14 protein-coding genes and 1 pseudogene are annotated in these 19,078 nt (G+C 70.7%); 10 read left to right on the plus strand and 5 right to left on the minus strand.

All coding sequences use genetic code 11. The features are described 5' to 3' along the window. The 5 genes from IF09_RS0109300 to IF09_RS0109320 all read left to right on the plus strand — a co-directional run bounded on the left by IF09_RS0109300 (position 1) and on the right by IF09_RS0109320 (position 5,526). Positions 1-780, plus strand: a complete 780-nt coding sequence (locus IF09_RS0109300; protein WP_030293862.1) for a DUF3710 domain-containing protein — start codon at positions 1-3, stop codon at positions 778-780. A 178-nt stretch (positions 781-958) separates the two neighbouring features. After that, positions 959-3,643: a sensor histidine kinase gene (locus IF09_RS0109305; RefSeq protein ID WP_078613152.1), complete on the plus strand. Its 2,685-nt coding sequence runs from the start codon at positions 959-961 to the stop codon at positions 3,641-3,643. Continuing rightward, a complete protein-coding gene (locus IF09_RS0109310; RefSeq protein ID WP_030293869.1) occupies positions 3,640-4,326 on the plus strand; it encodes a response regulator in 687 nt (228 codons plus the stop codon). The genes IF09_RS0109305 and IF09_RS0109310 overlap by 4 nt, the downstream gene beginning before the upstream one ends. A 24-nt stretch (positions 4,327-4,350) precedes the next feature. Further along, complete coding sequence (locus tag IF09_RS0109315) at positions 4,351-4,770, plus strand: OB-fold nucleic acid binding domain-containing protein (RefSeq protein ID WP_078613153.1); 420 nt, start codon at positions 4,351-4,353, stop codon at positions 4,768-4,770. A 3-nt stretch (positions 4,771-4,773) separates the two neighbouring features. Continuing rightward, positions 4,774-5,526: a DUF3159 domain-containing protein gene (locus IF09_RS0109320; protein ID WP_030293872.1), complete on the plus strand. Its 753-nt coding sequence runs from the start codon at positions 4,774-4,776 to the stop codon at positions 5,524-5,526. Between the two features lie 100 nt (positions 5,527-5,626). Here IF09_RS0109320 and IF09_RS0109325 read toward each other — a convergent pair whose 3' ends face one another. Both IF09_RS0109325 and IF09_RS0109330 read right to left on the minus strand, forming a co-directional pair. Further along, positions 5,627-6,289 (minus strand): potassium channel family protein, encoded by a 663-nt coding sequence (locus tag IF09_RS0109325; RefSeq protein ID WP_030293874.1) that lies wholly within the window; start codon positions 6,287-6,289, stop codon positions 5,627-5,629. Continuing rightward, positions 6,286-6,954, minus strand: coding sequence for a potassium channel family protein (locus tag IF09_RS0109330; protein WP_030293876.1), 669 nt, complete (start codon positions 6,952-6,954; stop codon positions 6,286-6,288). The genes IF09_RS0109325 and IF09_RS0109330 overlap by 4 nt, the downstream gene beginning before the upstream one ends. Before the next feature lie 197 nt (positions 6,955-7,151). On the opposite strand from IF09_RS0109330, the gene IF09_RS0109335 reads away from it, so the two are divergent. Together IF09_RS0109335 and IF09_RS0109340 are read left to right on the plus strand one after the other, a co-directional pair. Then, a complete protein-coding gene (locus IF09_RS0109335; RefSeq protein WP_030293877.1) occupies positions 7,152-9,200 on the plus strand; it encodes an APC family permease in 2,049 nt (682 codons plus the stop codon). Between the two features lie 104 nt (positions 9,201-9,304). Continuing rightward, positions 9,305-10,636 (plus strand): class I SAM-dependent RNA methyltransferase, encoded by a 1,332-nt coding sequence (locus IF09_RS0109340; RefSeq protein ID WP_030293879.1) that lies wholly within the window; start codon positions 9,305-9,307, stop codon positions 10,634-10,636. 412 nt (positions 10,637-11,048) lie between these two features. Here IF09_RS0109340 and IF09_RS0109345 read toward each other — a convergent pair whose 3' ends face one another. Together IF09_RS0109345 and IF09_RS0109350 are read right to left on the minus strand one after the other, a co-directional pair. Next, entirely contained in the window at positions 11,049-12,497 is a 1,449-nt protein-coding gene (locus IF09_RS0109345) for a nucleobase:cation symporter-2 family protein (RefSeq protein ID WP_078613154.1), read from the minus strand. A gap of 340 nt (positions 12,498-12,837) precedes the next feature. Further along, positions 12,838-13,557, minus strand: coding sequence for a helix-turn-helix domain-containing protein (locus IF09_RS0109350; RefSeq protein WP_051832287.1), 720 nt, complete (start codon positions 13,555-13,557; stop codon positions 12,838-12,840). A gap of 380 nt (positions 13,558-13,937) precedes the next feature. Here IF09_RS0109350 and IF09_RS0109355 point away from each other — a divergent pair, with 380 nt between their 5' ends. From IF09_RS0109355 to IF09_RS0109365, 3 genes are all read left to right on the plus strand, one after another. Next, entirely contained in the window at positions 13,938-15,389 is a 1,452-nt protein-coding gene (locus tag IF09_RS0109355; RefSeq protein WP_051832289.1) for a nucleobase:cation symporter-2 family protein, read from the plus strand. 578 nt (positions 15,390-15,967) lie between these two features. Further along, complete coding sequence (locus IF09_RS42755) at positions 15,968-16,444, plus strand: ATP-binding protein (protein ID WP_158709938.1); 477 nt, start codon at positions 15,968-15,970, stop codon at positions 16,442-16,444. A 690-nt stretch (positions 16,445-17,134) separates the two neighbouring features. Next, on the plus strand, positions 17,135-18,178 hold the full coding sequence (locus tag IF09_RS0109365; protein WP_030293887.1) for a beta family protein: 1,044 nt from the start codon (positions 17,135-17,137) through the stop codon (positions 18,176-18,178). 501 nt (positions 18,179-18,679) lie between these two features. On the opposite strand, the pseudogene IF09_RS46870 reads toward IF09_RS0109365, so the two are convergent. Next, a pseudogene (locus IF09_RS46870) lies at positions 18,680-19,051 on the minus strand (AAA domain-containing protein); the annotation flags it as partial. Positions 19,052-19,078: the final 27 nt, after the last annotated feature.

Below are 19,078 nucleotides of genomic sequence, written 5' to 3' on the forward strand. Positions count from 1 at the left end.
GTGTTCGGACGTCGCAAGAAGAACGACTCCGCCAAGGACGGCGGCGCGGCCGAGCAGGTCGTGGACGGCGTGGCTGCCGATGAACAGGACGGCGGCGAGGAGCAGGACTCCGCGCCCCGCAGGGTGAATCTGCCGCCCGCCCCGCGGCCCGACGGCCCCTGGGACGTCTCCGAGGTGCCCGGTGCGCCGGAGGAGGGTCGCGTCGACCTGGGCGGCATTCTCGTACCGGGTGTCGAGGGCATGGAGCTGCGCGTCGAGGTCGCCGGTGACGCGATCGTCGCCGCGACGGTCGTCCTCGGCGACAGCGCCGTACAGCTGCAGGCCTTCGCGGCGCCCAAGAAGGAAGGCATCTGGGGCGAGGTCCGCGAGGAGATCGCCACGGGCATCACCCAGCAGGGCGGCATCATCGACGAGGTCGAGGGTCCGCTGGGCTGGGAGCTGCGCGCCCAGGTGCCCGTACCCATGCCCGACGGCCAGACCGGCGCCCAGCTGGTCCGCTTCGTCGGCGTCGACGGCCCGCGCTGGTTCCTGCGGGGCGTCATCTCCGGCCAGGGCGCCGTGCGCCCCGAGTCGGCGGGCGTGCTCGAGCAGATCTTCCGGGAGACCGTCATCGTGCGCGGCGACGGCCCGATGGCCCCGCGCGACCCGATCGTGCTGAAGCTGCCGAACGACGCGCAGATGGTGCCGGACGGCGTGCAGACCGAGGACCAGGAGGGCTCCCGCTTCTCCGGCGGCATGGGCCAGCTGGAGCAGGGTCCGACGATCACCGAGGTCCGCTGACCCGGCGGACCCCCGGCTGATTCCCGGGCGCGCCTCTCGGCGACACTTTCAGGCCGCGGGCCGTACTCCTTCGGGGTACGGCCCGCTGTCGTACCCGCGGGTGTCAGGGATCCGTCAAGGATGGGCGGACGGCCGGGAAAAGTGCGTGATCGGCGGAAACGTCCCGGAGAATGGGCGCATGGGACGCGGCACGCTACGGATCTACCTCGGCGCGGCACCCGGTGTGGGCAAGACGTACGCGATGCTCTCCGAGGGCCACCGCCGGGTGGAGCGGGGCGGCGACTGCGTCGTCGGCTTCGTCGAGCACCACGGGCGGCCGCGCACCGAGGTGATGCTGCACGGGCTGGAACAGGTGCCGCGCCAGGAGCTCAGGTACCGGGGCGCCGCCTTCACCGAGATGGACGTGGACGCCGTACTGGCGCGCCGGCCGGCCGTAGCGCTCGTGGACGAGCTCGCGCACACCAACGTGCCCGGCTCGCGCAACGCCAAGCGCTGGCAGGACGCCGAGGAGCTGCTGCAGGCGGGCATCGACGTCGTGTCCACCGTGAACATCCAGCACCTGGAGTCGCTCGGTGACGTGGTGGAGACCATCACCGGCGTGCGGCAGCGGGAGACCGTGCCGGACGAGGTGGTGCGGCGGGCCGGCCAGATCGAGCTCGTCGACATGTCCCCGCAGGCGCTGCGCCGGCGGATGGCGCACGGGAACATCTACCGGTCCGACAAGGTCGACGCGGCCCTGTCGAACTACTTCCGGCCCGGCAACCTCACCGCCCTGCGGGAGCTGGCGCTCCTGTGGGTGGCCGACCGGGCCGACGAGTACCTCCAGCAGTACCGGGGCGAGCACGGCATCCGCTCCACCTGGCAGGCCCGCGAGCGGATCGCCGTCGGGCTCACGGGCGGGCCCGAGGGCCGTACGCTCATCCGCCGCGCCTCCCGGATGGCCGCCAAGGGGTCCGGCAGCGAGATCCTGGCCGTCTACATCGCCCGCAGCGACGGGCTGACCGCGGCCTCACCGAAGGAGCTCGCGGTCCAGCGGACGCTGGTCGAAGATCTTGGCGGAACGTTCCACCATGTGATCGGCGACGACATCCCCGACGCGCTGCTCGCATTCGCCCGCGGGGTCAACGCCACCCAGATCGTGCTCGGCTCCAGCCGCCGCAAGGCCTGGCAGTACGTCTTCGGCCCGGGCGTCGGCGCCACCGTGGCCCGCGACTCGGGCCCCGACCTCGACGTGCACATCGTCACGCACGAGGAGGTCGCCCGGGGCCGCGGCCTGCCCGTGGTCCGTTCGGCGGCCCGGCTCGGACGGACCCGGATCATCGCCGGCTGGGTCGTCGGGATGCTCTTCCCCGTCCTGCTGGCCGTGCTGCTCACGCACGTGAACGCCGACCCGGGCCTGGCCAACGAGATGCTGCTGTTCCTCTCGCTGACCGTGGCCGCCGCGCTGCTGGGCGGGCTCTCGCCGGCGCTGGCCTCGGCGGCCTTCGGCTCGCTGCTGCTGAACTACTTCTTCGCCCCGCCCGTGCACCGGTTCACCATCTCCGACCCGAAGAACATCGTGGCCATCGCCGTCTTCTTCGGGGTGGCCGTCTCCGTGGCCTCGGTGGTGGACCTGGCCGCCCGGCGCACCCACCAGGCCGCACGGCTGCGCGCCGAGTCCGAGATCCTCTCCTTCCTGGCCGGCAGCGTCCTGCGCGGCGAGACCACGCTGGACGCGCTGCTGGAGCGGGTGCGCGAGACCTTCGCCATGGAGTCCGTGGCCCTGCTGGAGCGCGCGAGCGACGTCGATCCCTGGCAGCCGGCCGGCAGCGTCGGCCCGAGTCCGGTCGGCCGCCCCGAGGACGCCGATGTGGACATGCCCATCGGGGACCACATGGCGCTGGCCCTGTCCGGCCGGGTGCTGCCCGCCGAGGACCGCCGCGTGCTCGGTGCGTTCGCCGCGCAGGCAGCCGTGGTCCTGGACCGGCAGCGGCTGGTCGGGGAGGCCGAGGAGGCCCGCCGGCTGGCGGAGGGCAACCGGATCCGGACCGCGCTGCTGGCCGCCGTCAGCCATGACCTCCGTACGCCGCTGGCCTCCATCAAGGCCTCGGTGTCGTCCCTGCGCTCCGACGACGTGGACTGGTCCGAGGAGGACCGGGCCGAGCTCCTCGAGGGCATCGAGGACGGCGCCGACCGGCTCGACCACCTGGTGGGCAACCTGCTCGACATGTCCCGGCTCCAGACCGGCACCGTGACCCCGCTGGTCCGGGAGATCGACCTCGACGAGGTGGTCCCGATGGCGCTGGGCGGCGTACCGGAGGACAGCGTGGTGCTGGACGTCCCGGAGACGCTGCCGATGGTGGCAGTGGACCCGGGTCTGCTGGAGCGCACCGTGGCCAACGTGGTGGAGAACGCCGTCAAGTACAGCCCGGCCGGGGAGCCGGTGGTGGTCGCCGCCAGCTTCCTCGGCGACCGGGTCGAGGTGCGCGTCGTGGACCGCGGGTCCGGGGTGCCCGACGAGGCCAAGGACCGGATCTTCGCCCCCTTCCAGCGGCACGGGGACGCCCCGCGAGGCGCCGGGGTGGGCCTCGGCCTCGCGGTGGCCCGGGGCTTCGCCGAGGCCATGGACGGCACCCTGGCGGCCGAGGACACCCCGGGCGGCGGACTGACGATGGTGCTCACGCTGCGGGCCGTGACGCGCGACAGTGGGCCGGCGGAAGGCGCGGCGGAAGGCGCGGCGGACGGCGCGGCGGACGGCGAAGGACGCGCCGCCGTGCCGGAGACGGCCGGCGACCCGCCCGATGGCCGCCGTACCCCCGGCGCCGCCGACGGCAGCGACCTCTTGGATCTCGACCCGATACGACAGAAGGCAGGACCTCAATGACCCGGGTGCTCGTGGTGGACGACGAGCCGCAGATCGTCCGAGCCCTCGTGATCAATCTGAAGGCACGCAAGTACGAGGTCGACGCCGCCGCGGACGGGGCCGGAGCCCTGGAGCTGGCGGCCGCCCGCCACCCCGACGTGGTCGTCCTCGACCTGGGCCTGCCCGACATGGACGGCGTCGAGGTGATCAGGGGCCTGCGCGGCTGGACCAGGGTGCCGATCCTGGTCCTCTCCGCCCGGCACAGCTCCGACGAGAAGGTCGAGGCCCTCGACGCCGGGGCCGATGACTACGTCACCAAGCCCTTCGGCATGGACGAGCTGCTCGCGCGGCTGCGCGCCGCCGTCCGCCGGGCCGAGCCGTCCGCGGGCGCCGGCGAGGACGGGGTGATCGTGGAGACCGGCGGCTTCACGGTGGACCTGGCGGCGAAGAAGGCCGTGCGCGAAGGGCGCGACGTACGGCTCACGCCCACCGAATGGCACCTGCTGGAGGTGCTCGTCCGCAACGGCGGCAAGCTCGTCAGCCAGAGGCAGCTCCTCCAGGAGGTCTGGGGGCCCTCGTACGGCACGGAGACGAACTACCTGCGCGTCTACATGGCGCAGCTGCGGCGCAAACTGGAGGCGGACCCCTCGCACCCGCGGCACTTCATCACGGAGCCGGGCATGGGATACCGCTTCGAGCGGTAGCGGGGGCGCCGGTACGCTTCCTGTATGAGTGCTGAACCGCGTCCCGAGAAGTCCGCCAAGCCGGTCAGGCCGGCGGGCCGGTTCCGGCGGATGATAGAGCGGCTGTCCACCTCGCAGGAGGAGCTGCATTCGGCGGAGCTGCAAGAGGACGCAGAAGCCGCGGGGTGCACGCGGATCTGCGACTCCCACGACCGCCAGATAGTCAAGGTGACGGGCACCCTGCGTACCGTCACCCTCCGGCCGCGTGCGGGGGTGCCCGCCCTGGAGGCGGAGCTCTTCGACGGCTCGGCCGGGCTGGACGTGGTCTGGCTCGGTCGTCGCTCGATCGTGGGAATCGAACCCGGCCGGCGCATGATCGCCTCCGGGCGGATCTCGATGAGCCACGGCCGCCGGGTCCTCTTCAACCCGAAGTACGAACTCCGACCGCTCGGACAGGAGCACTGACCGGTGACGTCATTCGACAAACCGACCACCCCGGACCCCGAGGGCGGGCCGTCCCCCGATCCGGCCTCAGACCAGGCGGCCGTGACCCAGGCGGCGCTCTTCGACGCCTTCGGCGGAGTCCGGGGCACCGTGGAGACGATGCTCCCCGGGCTGCTCTTCGTGATGATCTACACGGTCAACAAGGACGTGAAGATGTCCGCGATCGCGGCGGGCGCGGTCGCGGTCCTGCTCGTGATCGTGCGGCTGCTGCGCAAGGACACCGTGAAGCACGCCTTCAGCGGGGTCTTCGGCGTGGGGGTCGGCGTGGCCTTCGCCCTGTTCACCGGTACCGCCAAGGGCTTCTACCTGCCCGGCATGATCTACGGCGCCGGGCTGGGCGTGGCCTTCACGGTGTCCGCGCTCGTGGGGTTCCCGCTGCTGGGCGTGATCCTGGGCCCGGTGTTCAAGGAGAACCTGTCCTGGCGCACCCGCAACCCCGGGCGCAAGAAGGCGTACACGAAGGCCAGTCTGGCCTGGGGCCTCATCTTCCTCGCCAAGTACGCGATCCTCTTCCCGCTGTACTGGTGGGGCGACGCGACGCAGCTGGGCTGGGTGCTCATCGCGCTGAAGCTGCCCCCGATGGTGCTCGCGGTGTACTTCACGTGGGTGTTCCTGGCGAAGGCACCGCCGCCGATCGACGTGATCGCGGAGTGGGAGGCCAAGGACGCTGCCGCCGAGGCCGCCAAGGCCGCTGCCGCCCGGGAACGCGGGGCCTGACCGCGCCCCGTCCGCTACCGGGTTCCTCCCGCCGTGACGCGAAAGGGGCGGGGCCGGCCATCCGATGGCCGGCCCCGCCCCTTCGTCGTGTCGCGTGCGGTCAGCGACGGGCCTGGAGGAGTTCTTCCAGCTGTTCCTCGCGGGCCTGGGCGGCCACGAAGAGCAGTTCGTCGCCCGGCTCGAGCGTCTCCTCCCCGTGCGGGGTCAGGACCCGGTTGCCGCGGATGATCGTGACGAGCGAGGTGTCCTCGGGCCAGGTGATCTCGCTGATCTGGGTGCCGGCGACCGAGGAGTCGGCGGGCAGGGTCAGCTCGACGAGGTTGGCGTCGCCGTGGCTGAAGCGGAGCAGCCGCACCAGGTCGCCGACGCTGACGGCCTCCTCGACCAGGGCCGACATCAGACGCGGCGTGGAGACCGCGACGTCGACGCCCCAGGACTCGTTGAAGAGCCACTCGTTCTTCGGGTTGTTCACGCGCGCCACGACCCGGGGGACCCCGTACTCGGTCTTGGCCAGGAGGGAGACGACCAGGTTGACCTTGTCGTCGCCCGTGGCGGCGATGACCACGTTGCAGCGCTGCAGCGCTGCCTCGTCGAGCGAGGTGATCTCGCAGGCGTCGGCCAGCAGCCACTCGGCCTGGGGCACCCGCTCCACGGAGATGGCGGTCGGCGCCTTGTCGACGAGCAGCACCTCGTGCCCGTTCTCCAGCAGCTCGCCCGCGATGGAACGGCCCACCGCGCCGGCCCCGGCGATCGCGACCCTCATGCGTGTGCCTCCTCGGGGCCTTCGGCGAAGGCCGCCTCGACCTTGTCGATCTCGTCCGTACGCATCATCACGTGGACGAGGTCGCCCTCCTGCAGCACCGTCTGGGACGTCGGCAGCATGGCCTCGCCCAGTCGGGTGAGGAAGGCCACGCGGACACCCGTCTCGTCCTGCAGCTTGCTGACCTTGTGCCCGATCCAGGCGGCGGAGGTGTGCACCTCGGCGAGCTGGACCCCGCCGCTCGGGTCGCGCCACAGCGGCTCGGCCCCGGACGGCAGCAGCCGGCGCAGCATCTGGTCGGCGGTCCACCGCACGGTGGCCACGGTCGGAATGCCCAGACGCTGGTAGACCTCGGCGCGCTTCGGGTCGTAGATGCGGGCGGCGACGTTCTCGACACCGAACATTTCGCGCGCCACGCGGGCGGCGATGATGTTGGAATTGTCACCACTGCTGACGGCTGCGAAAGCGCCCGCCTCCTCGATCCCGGCCTCGCGGAGCGTGTCCTGGTCGAAGCCGACCCCGGTGACGCGGCGGCCGCCGAATCCGGCTCCCAGCCGGCGGAATGCGGTGGGGTCCTGGTCGATGACCGCGACCGTATGCCCCTGCTGTTCCAAGGTCTGCGCGAGGGCGGAGCCCACCCTTCCGCAGCCCATAATGACGATGTGCACGGCCGTCCTTCCGGCTGTCAGCGCTCGCTGGTTCCCAGCCTCATTGCATGCTCTGGCTTCACAGGGTCTCAGACCATGGCCCAAGCTACACACGGGCGGTCCCCGTTGTGACCTTTGCGGTGCAGACGGCGACTCATTGCCCCGGAATACCGGCGGGGGGTTCGTCAGCCGGATTTCGAACGCATACGATCCTCTGCGTGTCCAAACTGACCGACGTGCCCAAACGGATCCTGATCGGCCGGGCGCTGCGCAGCGACCGCCTCGGGGAAACGCTCCTCCCCAAGAGGATCGCCCTCCCTGTCTTCGCTTCCGACCCGCTCTCCTCAGTGGCATATGCCCCCGGCGAGGTCTTGCTGGTTCTGTCGATCGCGGGTGTGTCGGCGTACCACTTCAGCCCCTGGATCGCCGCCGCGGTCGTCGTGCTGATGTTCACCGTGGTCGCCTCGTACCGCCAGAACGTCCACGCGTACCCGAGCGGCGGCGGCGACTACGAGGTCGCCAACACCAACCTCGGGCCCAAGGCCGGACTCACGGTGGCGAGCGCCCTGCTCGTCGACTACGTCCTGACCGTCGCGGTGTCGATCTCCTCCGGCGTCGAGAACCTCGGCTCCGCCGTGGATTTCGTCATCGAGCACAAGGTGCTCTCCGCGGTGATCATGATTCTTCTGCTCACGCTGATGAATCTGCGCGGCGTGAAGGAATCCGGAAAACTCTTCGCGATCCCGACGTACGTGTTCGTCGGCGCCGTCTTCGTGATGATCGCCTGGGGCGCCTGGCGCGGCCTCGTCAGCGGCGACACCATGGAGGCCCCGACGGCCCACCTGGAGATCAAGGCCGAGCACCAGGGGCTGGCCGGCTTCGCGCTGGTCTTCCTGCTGCTGCGGGCCTTCTCCTCCGGATGTGCCGCCCTGACCGGCGTCGAGGCGATCAGCAACGGCGTCCCCGCCTTCCGCAAGCCCAAGAGCAAGAACGCCGCCTCCACCCTCGCCCTGATGGGCGCGCTGGCGGTCACCATGTTCTGCGGGATCATCGGCCTGGCCATGGCCACCGACGTGAAGATGGCCGAGGCGCCCGCGACCAACCTGCTGGACAACGGCGTCCCCGTCGGCCCCGAGTTCGTCCAGCACCCGGTGATCTCCCAGGTGGCCGAGGCAGTCTTCGGCAACGGCAGCTTCCTGTTCATCGTGCTGGCGACCGCCACCGCGCTCGTCCTGTTCCTGGCCGCCAACACCGCGTACAACGGCTTCCCGCTGCTCGGCTCGATCCTCGCGCAGGACCGCTACCTGCCGCGCCAGCTGCACACCCGCGGTGACCGGCTCGCGTTCTCCAACGGCATCGTGCTGCTCGCGGGCGCGGCCATCCTGCTCGTGTGGATCTACGACGCCGACTCCACCAAGCTGATCCAGCTCTACATCGTCGGCGTGTTCGTCTCCTTCACGCTGAGCCAGATCGGCATGGTCCGGCACTGGAACCGCCACCTGCGCACCGAGAAGGACCAGGCCTCGCGGCGCCGGATGCACCGCTCCCGGGCGATCAACACCTTCGGCGCGATCTTCACCGGGCTCGTCCTGGTCGTCGTCCTGGCCACCAAGTTCACGCACGGCGCCTGGGTCGCCCTGCTGGGCATGGTGATCTTCTACGGCACGATGACCGCGATCCGGAAGCACTACGACCGGGTCTCCGCCGAGATCGCCGCCGCCGAGGGCCCCAGCGACGACAGCGTGCGGCCCTCCCGGGTCCACTCGATCGTCCTGGTCTCCAAGGTGCACAAGCCCACGCTGCGCGCCCTGGCCTTCGCCAAGCTGACCCGCTCGGACACCCTGGAGGCGCTCAGCATCAGCGTCGACGCGGCCGAGACCAAGGCGCTGAGGGAGGAGTGGGAGCGGCGCGGGATCAACGTACCGCTCAAGATCCTCGACTCCCCGTACCGCGAGATCACCCGCCCGGTGATCGAGTACGTGAAGGGCCTGCGCAGCGAGAACCCGCGCGACGCCGTCAGCGTGTACATCCCGGAGTACGTCGTCGGCCGCTGGTACGAGCACCTGCTGCACAACCAGAGCGCGCTGCGGCTCAAGGGCCGCCTGCTGTTCACCCCCGGCGTGATGGTCACCTCGGTGCCGTACCAGCTGGAGTCCTCGGAGCTCGCGAAGAAGCGGGCGAAGAAGCGGCAGGAGTGGAACGCCCCGGGCGCGGTGCGCCGCGGACCGGTGGACACCCCGCGCCCGAAGGACCGGGCGGGCAAGTAGCGCGCGGCGCTGCTGTCGGTGTGGCGAACGGCCGGACGAGATCCACGTAAACTGGTGGGTCGGTCGTCCGGCCGTTCCCATTTATGTTTTGGAGTCTCCCCACCATGACCGAGCAGAACGAGAAGCAGTCCTTGGTCGGGGAGGAGTACGAGGTCGAGGTCGGCCCCGTCGCGCACGGCGGCATCTGCATCGCCCGTACCTCCGACGGACGGGTCCTGTTCGTCCGGCACACCCTCCCGGGGGAGAAGGTGATCGCCAAGGTCACCGAGGGCGAGGCGGACTCCCGCTTCCTGCGCGCCGACGCGATCACCGTCCTCGAGGCCTCCAAGGACCGCGTCGAGGCCCCGTGCCCGTACGCCGGCCCCGGCAAGTGCGGCGGCTGCGACTGGCAGCACGCCAAGCCGGGCGCCCAGCGCCGGCTCAAGGGCGAGGTCGTCGCGGAGCAGCTGCAGCGGCTCGCCGGGCTGACCCCGGAGGAGGCCGGCTGGGACGGCACGGTCATGCCGGCGGAGGGCGACAAGCTCCCGGCGGGCCAGGTCCCGCAGTGGCGCACCCGCGTCCAGTACGCCATCGACGAGACTGGCCGCGCGGGCCTGCGCAAGCACCGCTCGCACGACATCGAGCCGGTCGACCACTGCATGATCGCGGCGCCGGGCGTCAGCGAGCTCGGCATCGAGAAGCAGGACTGGCCCCAGATGGCCACGGTCGAGGCGATCGCCGCGACCGGCTCCCAGGACCGCCAGGTCGTCCTCACCCCGCGCCCGGGCGGCCGCCTCCCGCTGGTCGAGCTGGACAAGCCGGTCTCGGTACTCCGGGTCGAGGAGAAGGACGGCGGGGTCCACCGCGTCCACGGCCGCCCCTTCGTCCGCGAGCGCGCGGACGGCCGTACGTACCGCGTCGGCATGGGCGGCTTCTGGCAGGTCCACCCGCAGGCCGCGGACACCCTGATCAAGGCCGTCATGCAGGGCCTGATGCCGCGCAAGGGCGAGATGGCCCTCGACCTCTACTGCGGCGTCGGCATCTTCGCGGGCGCCCTCGCCGAACGCCTGGGCGAGACGGGCGCGGTACTCGGCATCGAGTCCACGAAGCGCGCGGTCGAGGACGCCCGGCACAACCTGGCGGACTTCCCCCGCGTCCGCATCGAGCAGGGCAAGGTCGAGACGGTCCTCCCGAAGACCGGCATCACGGAATGCGACCTGGTCGTCCTGGACCCGCCCCGCGCGGGCGCGGGCAAGCAGACGGTCCGCCACATCGCCGGGCTCTCGGCCCGCCGCATCGCGTACGTGGCCTGCGACCCGGCGGCCCTGGCCCGAGACCTGGCGTACTTCAAGGAGGCCGGCTACAAGCCCCGCACCCTCCGAGTCTTCGACCTCTTCCCGATGACGCACCACATGGAGTGCGTCGCGATCCTTGAGCCCATCGCCAAGGGCGCCTGACCTGCAGGTTTCCCGGTGTGCGTTATGTGCATTGTGGGCGTTACGGGCGATGTCTTGACGCTGAAATGACGCCCGTGACGCTCATTTGACGCTCGTTCTGATGGGTCGTCAGGCCCTTGATCGAGCACGTCACGGGCGGTGTCAGCTCTGCCCCCAAGCGGGGATGTAGTCGTACCGAGGGATCCTGACCCAGGAGTGCTTCTCGGCTTCTGCAAGCTCTTTCTGGTGCTGTTCTACGCCGTCGTCCTGATGGGTCAGTACGCGGCCTCGGCCGCCTGGTTCCTGCTTCTACCACCCAGCTTCGGAGGGGGCGCCGGGCAGCTTGCGACGCTGCCCTCCCTGGCTGCACTCCACCTGGACGCGGGTGGGGTGTGCGCCCCGAGGGAGCGAACACCCCACCCGCTGTCCGTGGTCAGTGCACGTGTGTGGCCGCAGCCGGCTCCGTTTGCGGGGCGGTGCCGTTCAGGGTGGCCGTGTCGGCGGTGTCGTTCTGGCCGCCGCGGCCGATGTGGTTGAAGGCGAGGTTGAGCAGTACGGCGACGATGCAGCCGGTGCTGATGCCGGAGTCGAGGACGATGCGCATGCTCTCGGGGAAGGCGTGGTAGAAGTTCGGCGCGGCCATGGGGATGACGCCGATGCCGAGGCTGATGGCCACGATGAGGATGTTGTCGCCGCGTTCGAGGCCGGCCTGGGTGAGGGTCTGGATTCCGCTGGCGGCCACGGTGCCGAACAGGGCGAGGCCGACGCCGCCGAGGACGGGCTGCGGGACCAGGGCGACGACCGAGGCGAGGAACGGGCACAGGCCCAGCAGGAGGAGGATGCCGCCGCCCGCGGCCACGACGTAGCGGCTGCGGACCTTGGTGATGGCGACCAGGCCGACGTTCTGCGCGAAGGCGCTGGCGGCGAAGCCGTTGAAGATCGGGCTCAGCGCGGTGCCCAGGCCGTCCGCGCGCAGCGCTGCGGCGAGGGTCTTCTCGTCCGCGGGCTTGTCGACGATCTGGCCGAGGGCGAGGACGTCGGCGGTGGTCTCGGTCATGGAGACGATCATCACGATGATCATCGAGATGATGGCGGCGGCGGCGAATTGCGGGGCGCCGAAGTGGAAGGGCGTGGGGAAGCCGATGATGTCGGCATCGGTGACGGCGCTGAAGTCCGCGAGGCCGAGGGGCAGGGCGATCAGGGTGCCGGCGACGAGTCCGAGCAGGATGGAGATCTGCTTGAGGAAGCCGCTCAGCACTCTGCGGAGCACCACGGTGATCAGGAGTGTCACGGCGGCGAGGCCGATGTACTTGATGTCTCCGTAGTCCGGGGCCTGCGGGTTGCCGCCCTGCGCCCAGTTGAAGGCGACGGGGAGCAGGGACACTCCGATGAGGGTGATGACGGTACCGGTGACGACGGGCGGGAAGAACCGGATGAGTTTGCAGAACCAGGGGGCGAGCAGGAAGCCGAACACTCCGGCCACGATCACGGCGCCGTAGATCACGGGCAGTGCGTCGTCGGGGCCCTCGGCCTTGGCGATGGCCAGCATCGGTGCCACGCCGGCGAAGGAGACGCCGTTGACGAAGGGGAGACGCGCGCCGACCTTCCAGAAGCCGATGGTCTGCAGGAGGGTGGCGATACCGGCGGTGAAGAGGCTGGCGCCCATCAGAAACGCGATGTCTGCCGTGCTCAGTCCCACGCCGATGCCGACGATCAGAGGCGGGGCGACGACACCGGCGTACATGGCCGCCACGTGCTGGAGACCGGCGCCGAGGAGCTTTCCGAACGGAAGGGTCTGGTCGACGGGATGCTTCGCGGCGGGGTCCGTGGCCGGGTCCGGCACGGGGGCCGGGGCGGGGCTGGGGGTGGCGCTGGGCGACATCGGAGGTACCTCCTGGGATGCTGCGGTACGGCGATCGCCGGGGAGGGGCGCGCTGGGGAGCGGCCGATGCCTCGGAGGCCGTGTGGACTGGTTCGATGACGCAGTCGAGCGGGCGGCGAGAGGGCCCGAGGGCATAGGAAGTGCCCTGAGGAACGAGGAACGTGGGAGCTCCCCGAGCCGGGGTGTCGCGGGGTGAGCGAGCCCCGATTGGCCCTGCCGAAGACTGCTTGAAACGAATCGTCCACGATGCGGAAAGCAGCTTCCGTTATTGCTTGGGTGGCTCTATTGCCGCACCTGAAGTCGAGCGTGTCAAGAGCTCCTCTCCGGGAGGCGGGTGGGGTCAGGCTTCCTGGGGGCGCAGCCGCTGCCACAGCTGTTCGTCGACCCGGTCGAGGAAGGCCAGGGCCTCGCGCTCGACCGCTTCGGCGCCGGCTCCGGTCCGGCCGTGGTTGTCGATCCGCTGGTAGGCCATGTGGAGCTGTTCCAGGGCTCCGCGGATCTCCGCCGGCGCCACGGGGACGATCTTCGCGACGGGCCGTACGTAGTTCGGCCACCACCCGGTGACCGCCTCGCGCAGCAGCACGCGCAGTTGCCCCGTCCTGCCGCATGCGCCGACGAAGCAGGCGGGCGGCGGCCGCAGGACCTCGAACAGCGCCTGGGTCTGCCCACCGGACCCACGCCAGCGGTTGCGCCGCTCCGCCTCGGCGTAGCGGTCGCGGGTCATGCCGACCATGGTGGCGACCTGTTCCACCGTCAGCCCGAGGAGCGTGCGGCACTGCAGGAGCGTGGCCGGCTCGCCCAGCAGATCACCCGGTGAACACCACAACGCGGCTGCCAGCGCGTTGATCTGGCGGGCCGTCGGCGCCTCGGTGCCCCGCTCCCAGGCCAGGAGCGCATCGGGGTGCAGGGGGTGCCCATGGAAGGCCGAGACGGCCCAGGCGACCTGGCCGTGAGTGAGTCCGAGCTGCTCGCGCACGCGGACGGCGAGGCGGGGATCGAACGGGGGATAGGCGGAGTTTTCGCCCTCGGAGAGGCTGTCGAGATCGTCTTGGGATGGCATAGCGGGACACCGTAGGGGCCGCGGCCGCCCCGGCCAAGACCTGCGGATTGCGCAGGCGCTCGGGGAGGCCGGTTGACGCGCGTTGATCGCCCCTACAGGTGACGGTTGTGCGTACCTCCAAAGAATCCCAGCAATCAAATGGCCCGCCTGGAGGAGTTGACGACCGGGGGGCCCGTTCGTAAGGTCAAGGCCGTCCACAGTGGAAAGCAAATTCCGCAATAAGGAAATCGTGGCATTCTCCGTATCCCGGAATCCGGCGCGATTTCCGCATCCCTCCGGGCAGGTCCGTCCACCTGTCCGGCTCGTCCGGCCGTGCTTCGCTCTCAACCGTCCCCGCCGTGCGCCGGCCGGGCGGTCGGTCTCTCGGAGGGACTGTCCCCATGCGCGCCCCTAGGCCCTTCACGCACGACCGCTCCACCCCGCCCCTCCCCGTCCATCCCGCGGACGAAGTGCTGCCGATGAGGCGGATGTTCCCCGCGGCCCTGCAGCACGTGGCCAGCATGTACGCGGGCCTCGCGGCGCCACCGCTGATCATCGGCGGCGCGCTCGGCCTGACCGCGGCACAGCTCACCACTCTGCTGGCCGCGAGCCTGGTCGTCGCGGGCCTGGCCACCGTCGCCCAGACCCTGCGCATCTGGGGTGTCGGGGCCGGGCTGCCCGTCACCAACGGCGTCTCGTTCGCCGTGGTTTCACCTGTCCTGGCCGCTTCCGTGTCACGGGGGCAGGACACCCTGCCCCTGGTGTTCGGTGCGACCCTCGTCGCCGGGGCCGTCTGCTTCCTCCTGGCGCCGGCTTTCTGCCGGCTCCTGCGCTTCTTCCCGCCCGTCGTCAGCGGTTCCGTCATCGCGCTGGTCGGCCTTTCACTGCTGCCGGTGGCCGGGCAGTGGGCCCGGGGCGGCGACCCCACCTCCCCCGGCTTCGGCTCACCGTCCAACCTCGCGCTCGCCGCCGGAACCCTCGCCTTCACCCTCCTCCTCCACCGGCTCCTCAGCGGACGATTCCTGCAACGGGTGGCGATCCTGCTCGGCCTCATCGCCGGCACAGCCGCCGCGGTGCCGATGGGCAAGGTCGACTTCCACCACCTCTCCCAGGCGCCGCTGTTCGCGCTCCCCGAGCCGTTCGCCTTCGGCGCCCCGCAGTTCGAGGCGCCGGTCATCGCCACCATGCTCGTCGTCACGCTCGTCTCCATGACGGAGTCCGCCGCCTCCCTGATCGCGGTGGGAACGGTCGTCGACAGGCCGGTCGACGACCGCGTCATCGCGGGCAGCCTGCGGGCCCAGGGGCTGGGCACCGCACTCGGCGGCGCCCTGGGAGCTTTCGTGAGCTGCTCCTACGCACAGAACGTCGGCCTGGTCGCCATCAGCCGCATCCGCAGCCGGTACGCGGTCACCCTGTGCGGCGCGATCCTGGTCCTCATGGGCCTCGTGCCGGCCCTGGGCTCGCTGGTCGCACTCGTACCGCTGCCCGTACTCGGCGGCGCGGCAGTCGTCTTCTTCGGCTCGATCACCGTCGCCGGAATCCGCACCCTCGCCAAGGCCTCCCTCGCCACCGGGCACAACGGCATCATCGTGTCCGTCGCCCTCGCCTTCGGCCTCATCCCCGTCGCATCACCCGACTTCTACGACCGCCTCCCCGCGCCCGTCACCTTGGTGCTCGGATCGGGCATCACGGCGGGATGCCTCGTCGCCGTCCTCCTCAACCTGCTCCTCAACCACTTCGGGCGCGGCAGCGAAGCCAACGAGAGCCACATCCCCACCGCACACGTCAACGCCTTCGACGGCATCGACAGTCACTTGCACGTCCCCCCACGTTCAGTCCGACGGCGCCGATGAATCAGGGCATGCCGCGCGACCCGTTCCCGCGGCATGCCCACAGGCGCGGGACCGCGCCGAGCCCGCTCTTCAACGGCTTCGCCGCGTTCTGCGGCCTGGCCGTCGGCCTGAGTCGGAAGCCACCAGGCGGGGCCTGAGTGGCTGACGGCGCGGCCAGTGGGGATCCGCGGGCCTTGTGCGCGCAGGACGAGGAAGACGGATGCGCTGCGCCGGAGCCTCTCGGGAGCGATGCCGGTGAAGACCTGCGGGCCTCGGTCGGCCAGGCCTCCGGGGGGCAGCATCCAGGCGCCCTGCGCTGAGCGGAATTGGAGGAACCTCCGGAATCCACCCCCATGCACGTCGATCGACTGATGGCTATTGACGAATCAAGCGGCGTTTTCTACCTTTTTAATACTCCGTGAATGGAATAAAGATTCCGCATCATGGAATTATGGGCCGGACCCGCTCTCGCGGGCTCCGGCGGGTGGGCGACGGCTCCGCCGTCCGCCAGGATCGTCCCAGTGTCACCGTGCTCGTCTTGCATCTCGGTCGTCGCTCCCGGGTCCGAAGCCACCGGCAGGTGCGTGGAGGGCCCGCACATGAACCGTCAGACAGCACTTTTGGAACCTGAGGCGTCACGGCACGTCACGGCTTCGATCACCCAAGACCCCACAACGGTGTCAGCCGGTGTGGAGATCCCCAGCGACATGAAAGCCGCCAGTGCCGCCCGCCGCTTCGCCGCCGCCAAGCTCGACGAGTGGGGCTGCACCGAACTCGAGGACGACGCCCTCCTGATCTGCAGCGAGCTGGCCACCAACGCCGTCGTTCACGGCCGCACGAAACCCGAAGGTCACAACGAGCACATCCGCCTCGACCTGACATGGCGGCCGGGCAACGCCCTCATCATCCAGGTCGAGGACAACTCCACCGCCCAACCCACACCAAGCAACTCGGCGCCATCAGCCGAATCCGGCCGCGGACTTGGACTGGTGGCCTCACTCGCCGATCAATGGTCGTTCTGGCTGAACAGGGACGGAAGAGGCAAGAGGGTATGGGCCTGCCTCCGCCCTCAGTGATGCGACGCGCACCGGCAACGCCGGGTGGCCCTGGTGTCGTTGCTGTCCGATCCCGTGCCCGATGACGTCAACTCGCCTGCCCGGTCGTGTGACTGCCTTGCGCACGATTACGACAACGCCGGCCGATCCCTCGGTCTGGATGAGCAGGGCCAGGAAGACATGGCTGCGAGTGGCCTCGGGAGTCGTCGCCGCGGTGCTCGGGCGGGTGAGAAGCGTCAGGCCGCTGCGCATAGTGCCCACTCTGCACGTAACGCGCACCGGCAGCCTGTCTGAATTGCGCTACACGGGCCTTTGACCTGTGGTTTCCTTTCACCCGTTTTGGCTGGATTCTATTTCAGGGACCCACCACATGGAGTGCGTGGCCATCCTGGAGCCCATCCGCGACGACGCCTGACCTGTGGCATCAGGTTGGGTTCGCGTTCACGTATTGCGTCAGGCTGTCGCCCAACTGGGCGGCAGCCTGACGTGATCGGCTTCACGGCGGCCGGCCGTCGTTCTTGCCGATGCCCTGACGACCAGCGCCATCGCATGGCGGGCACGGCGAGGTTGCGGGGCTGACCTGCCCGAGTGACCGGCAGCCTGGGTCTTTTCGGCCAATCGGGCTGGAAGCGCGCTGTTTCGGGGTGTCCGGAAACAGGAGAACCTGGGGGCGAGGGAAGAGGGCACGGGCAGAGCCGAGGGGGAGCCGCCATGTCCGGACCGCTGTACGTTCCCGTCCTGCCGGCCAAGCCGCACGCCCTGGCCGCTTACCAGCAACTGGACCCGGCCGTCCAGTCAGCCGTCGCACCACTGTGGAACTTGCCTCCGCGATCGGGCCTTCCCCCGGACGTCCTCCGCGCGGAGACCCGGCGTGACGCGCACGCCGTGAGCAGGAGGCAGCGCCACCACCCTGCCTGGCTCGACGCCCCGTTCGCCGACGCGGCACAGCTGACCGCCCTCGCGGCCGTGCTGGCGGAACTGGGCGAACTGGGCCCACTGCGGCCGGTCACGGGCCCTGACCGTCCCGTTTCACACCAATCAGCTTGCCTGGTCCATGCCCAGGCCTGCGGGAACGGCCTCGGCATACGGGTTGCCATGCCCCGGGAGTGGGACGGCGCCGCCGCTCTCGCCGTGGCCGATCTCCTCGCACGGGTGGATCCAGCCGTCGAGACTGACCTCCTGCTCGACCTGGCCGCCGTGCAGGCAGACCGGGCCGAGGCCACGAAGGAGGCACTGCGCGCCCTCGACTTCCTGATGCCCCTGATCCCGTGGCGCACCGCCGCCGTGCTCAGCGGCGCGTTCCCGCAGGTGACCGCCGAGAAGCTGGAGCACGGTCTGCACGCCGAACCCCGGATGGACTGGCACACCTGGCGCGAGCTGTCGGACAGCGGCCGCGGCTATGCACGGTGGCTCAGCCACGGTGACTACGGGATCCAGTCCGTCCGGGCCCTTGCGCGCGAGACGTCCCAAGGAGGCGGCCCACCCTGGGGAACGCTCCGCTACACCACCGAGGAGTCGTTCGTCCTCGCCAAGGTCCTCGCCCGCGGCGAGGACCGTATCACCGTCAACCGGGCGGCAGCCCGGCAGCTCACCGAGCTGCCGGACTTCCGGGGCGCGGCGGCCGGCGCGGGGGAGAGCTGGCTGCGGGACTGCGCGCACGGGCGGGGTCCGTCCGGGACGGGCAACGCGACGGTCTGGCTCCGCGTGGGAAACGTCCAGCACATGTCGTACGTCGTCCGGAGCCTGCGCACCTGACCCGGGCCCCCGGCAGCCCCCGTCCCGCACGGGAGCGGTCAGGCGAGGAGCGGATCCAACACCGCCTCCCCGGCCGGCACCCACCCGCCAGGCCGGCAGCCGCACAGACCGGGTCACCGGCGCGGGCTTCGCTCCCCGGCCTCCTGAGGGCAGCCCGATCAGCAGGTCACCGCGCGCGTGGATGAGCCGCAGATGGCGGGCGGGATCCTGCCCGGGCAGGGGGCCCGTGTCGATGAGCACCGCCGTGTTCTCCCCGTCCACGGTGAACAGCAGGTCCACCGTGTGCCCGCCGACCGCTGCCGCGCGTTCCAGGTCGGTGACGCCACGAGTGCCGAGGTACTTCTGGAGCCGGTCGGCGAGCTCCTCGCGGAATCCGGGCGGCGTCGCGGGACCGGTGACCGTGTCCTGGTCTGCGGAGGCCCCCGCGCACAGCACCGTTGAGCGCTCCGCGAGCAGGGACGGCAGCCCCGCCTGCCCCTGCCAGAAGCGATGGCTCCCCACCGTGATCAGCTGGGACTTCGCACGAGTGACCGCGACGTTCCACAGGTTGACCTGGCTCGCCACCCAGTGCGTGGTCCTCGGCGGGGTGTTGTCCGTGACCACCGGGCTCAGAACCATGACGTCGCGCTGACCGCCCTGGAAGGCGTGCACCGTACCGACCCGGACCCGGTCGTCACCGGCCCACACCCGGGCCAGCGCCTCCTTCTGCGCGCGGAAGGGTGTCACGACCCCGACCGTGGCGTCCCCGGGCAGCCGTGCCAGCAGCTCGCCCACCGTCCGCCGCACCTGGTCCGCCTCGGCCTGGTTGCGCCAGGACAGGCCGCCGCTGCCGGCCGCGGACTCGCCGTACGGCACGTCCACCCAGCCGAGCACCGGAGCCGGATCGGCCGCCCCGTCCAA

Source organism: Streptomyces katrae, from assembly GCF_000717655.1.
Classification (GTDB): domain Bacteria; phylum Actinomycetota; class Actinomycetes; order Streptomycetales; family Streptomycetaceae; genus Streptomyces; species Streptomyces katrae_B.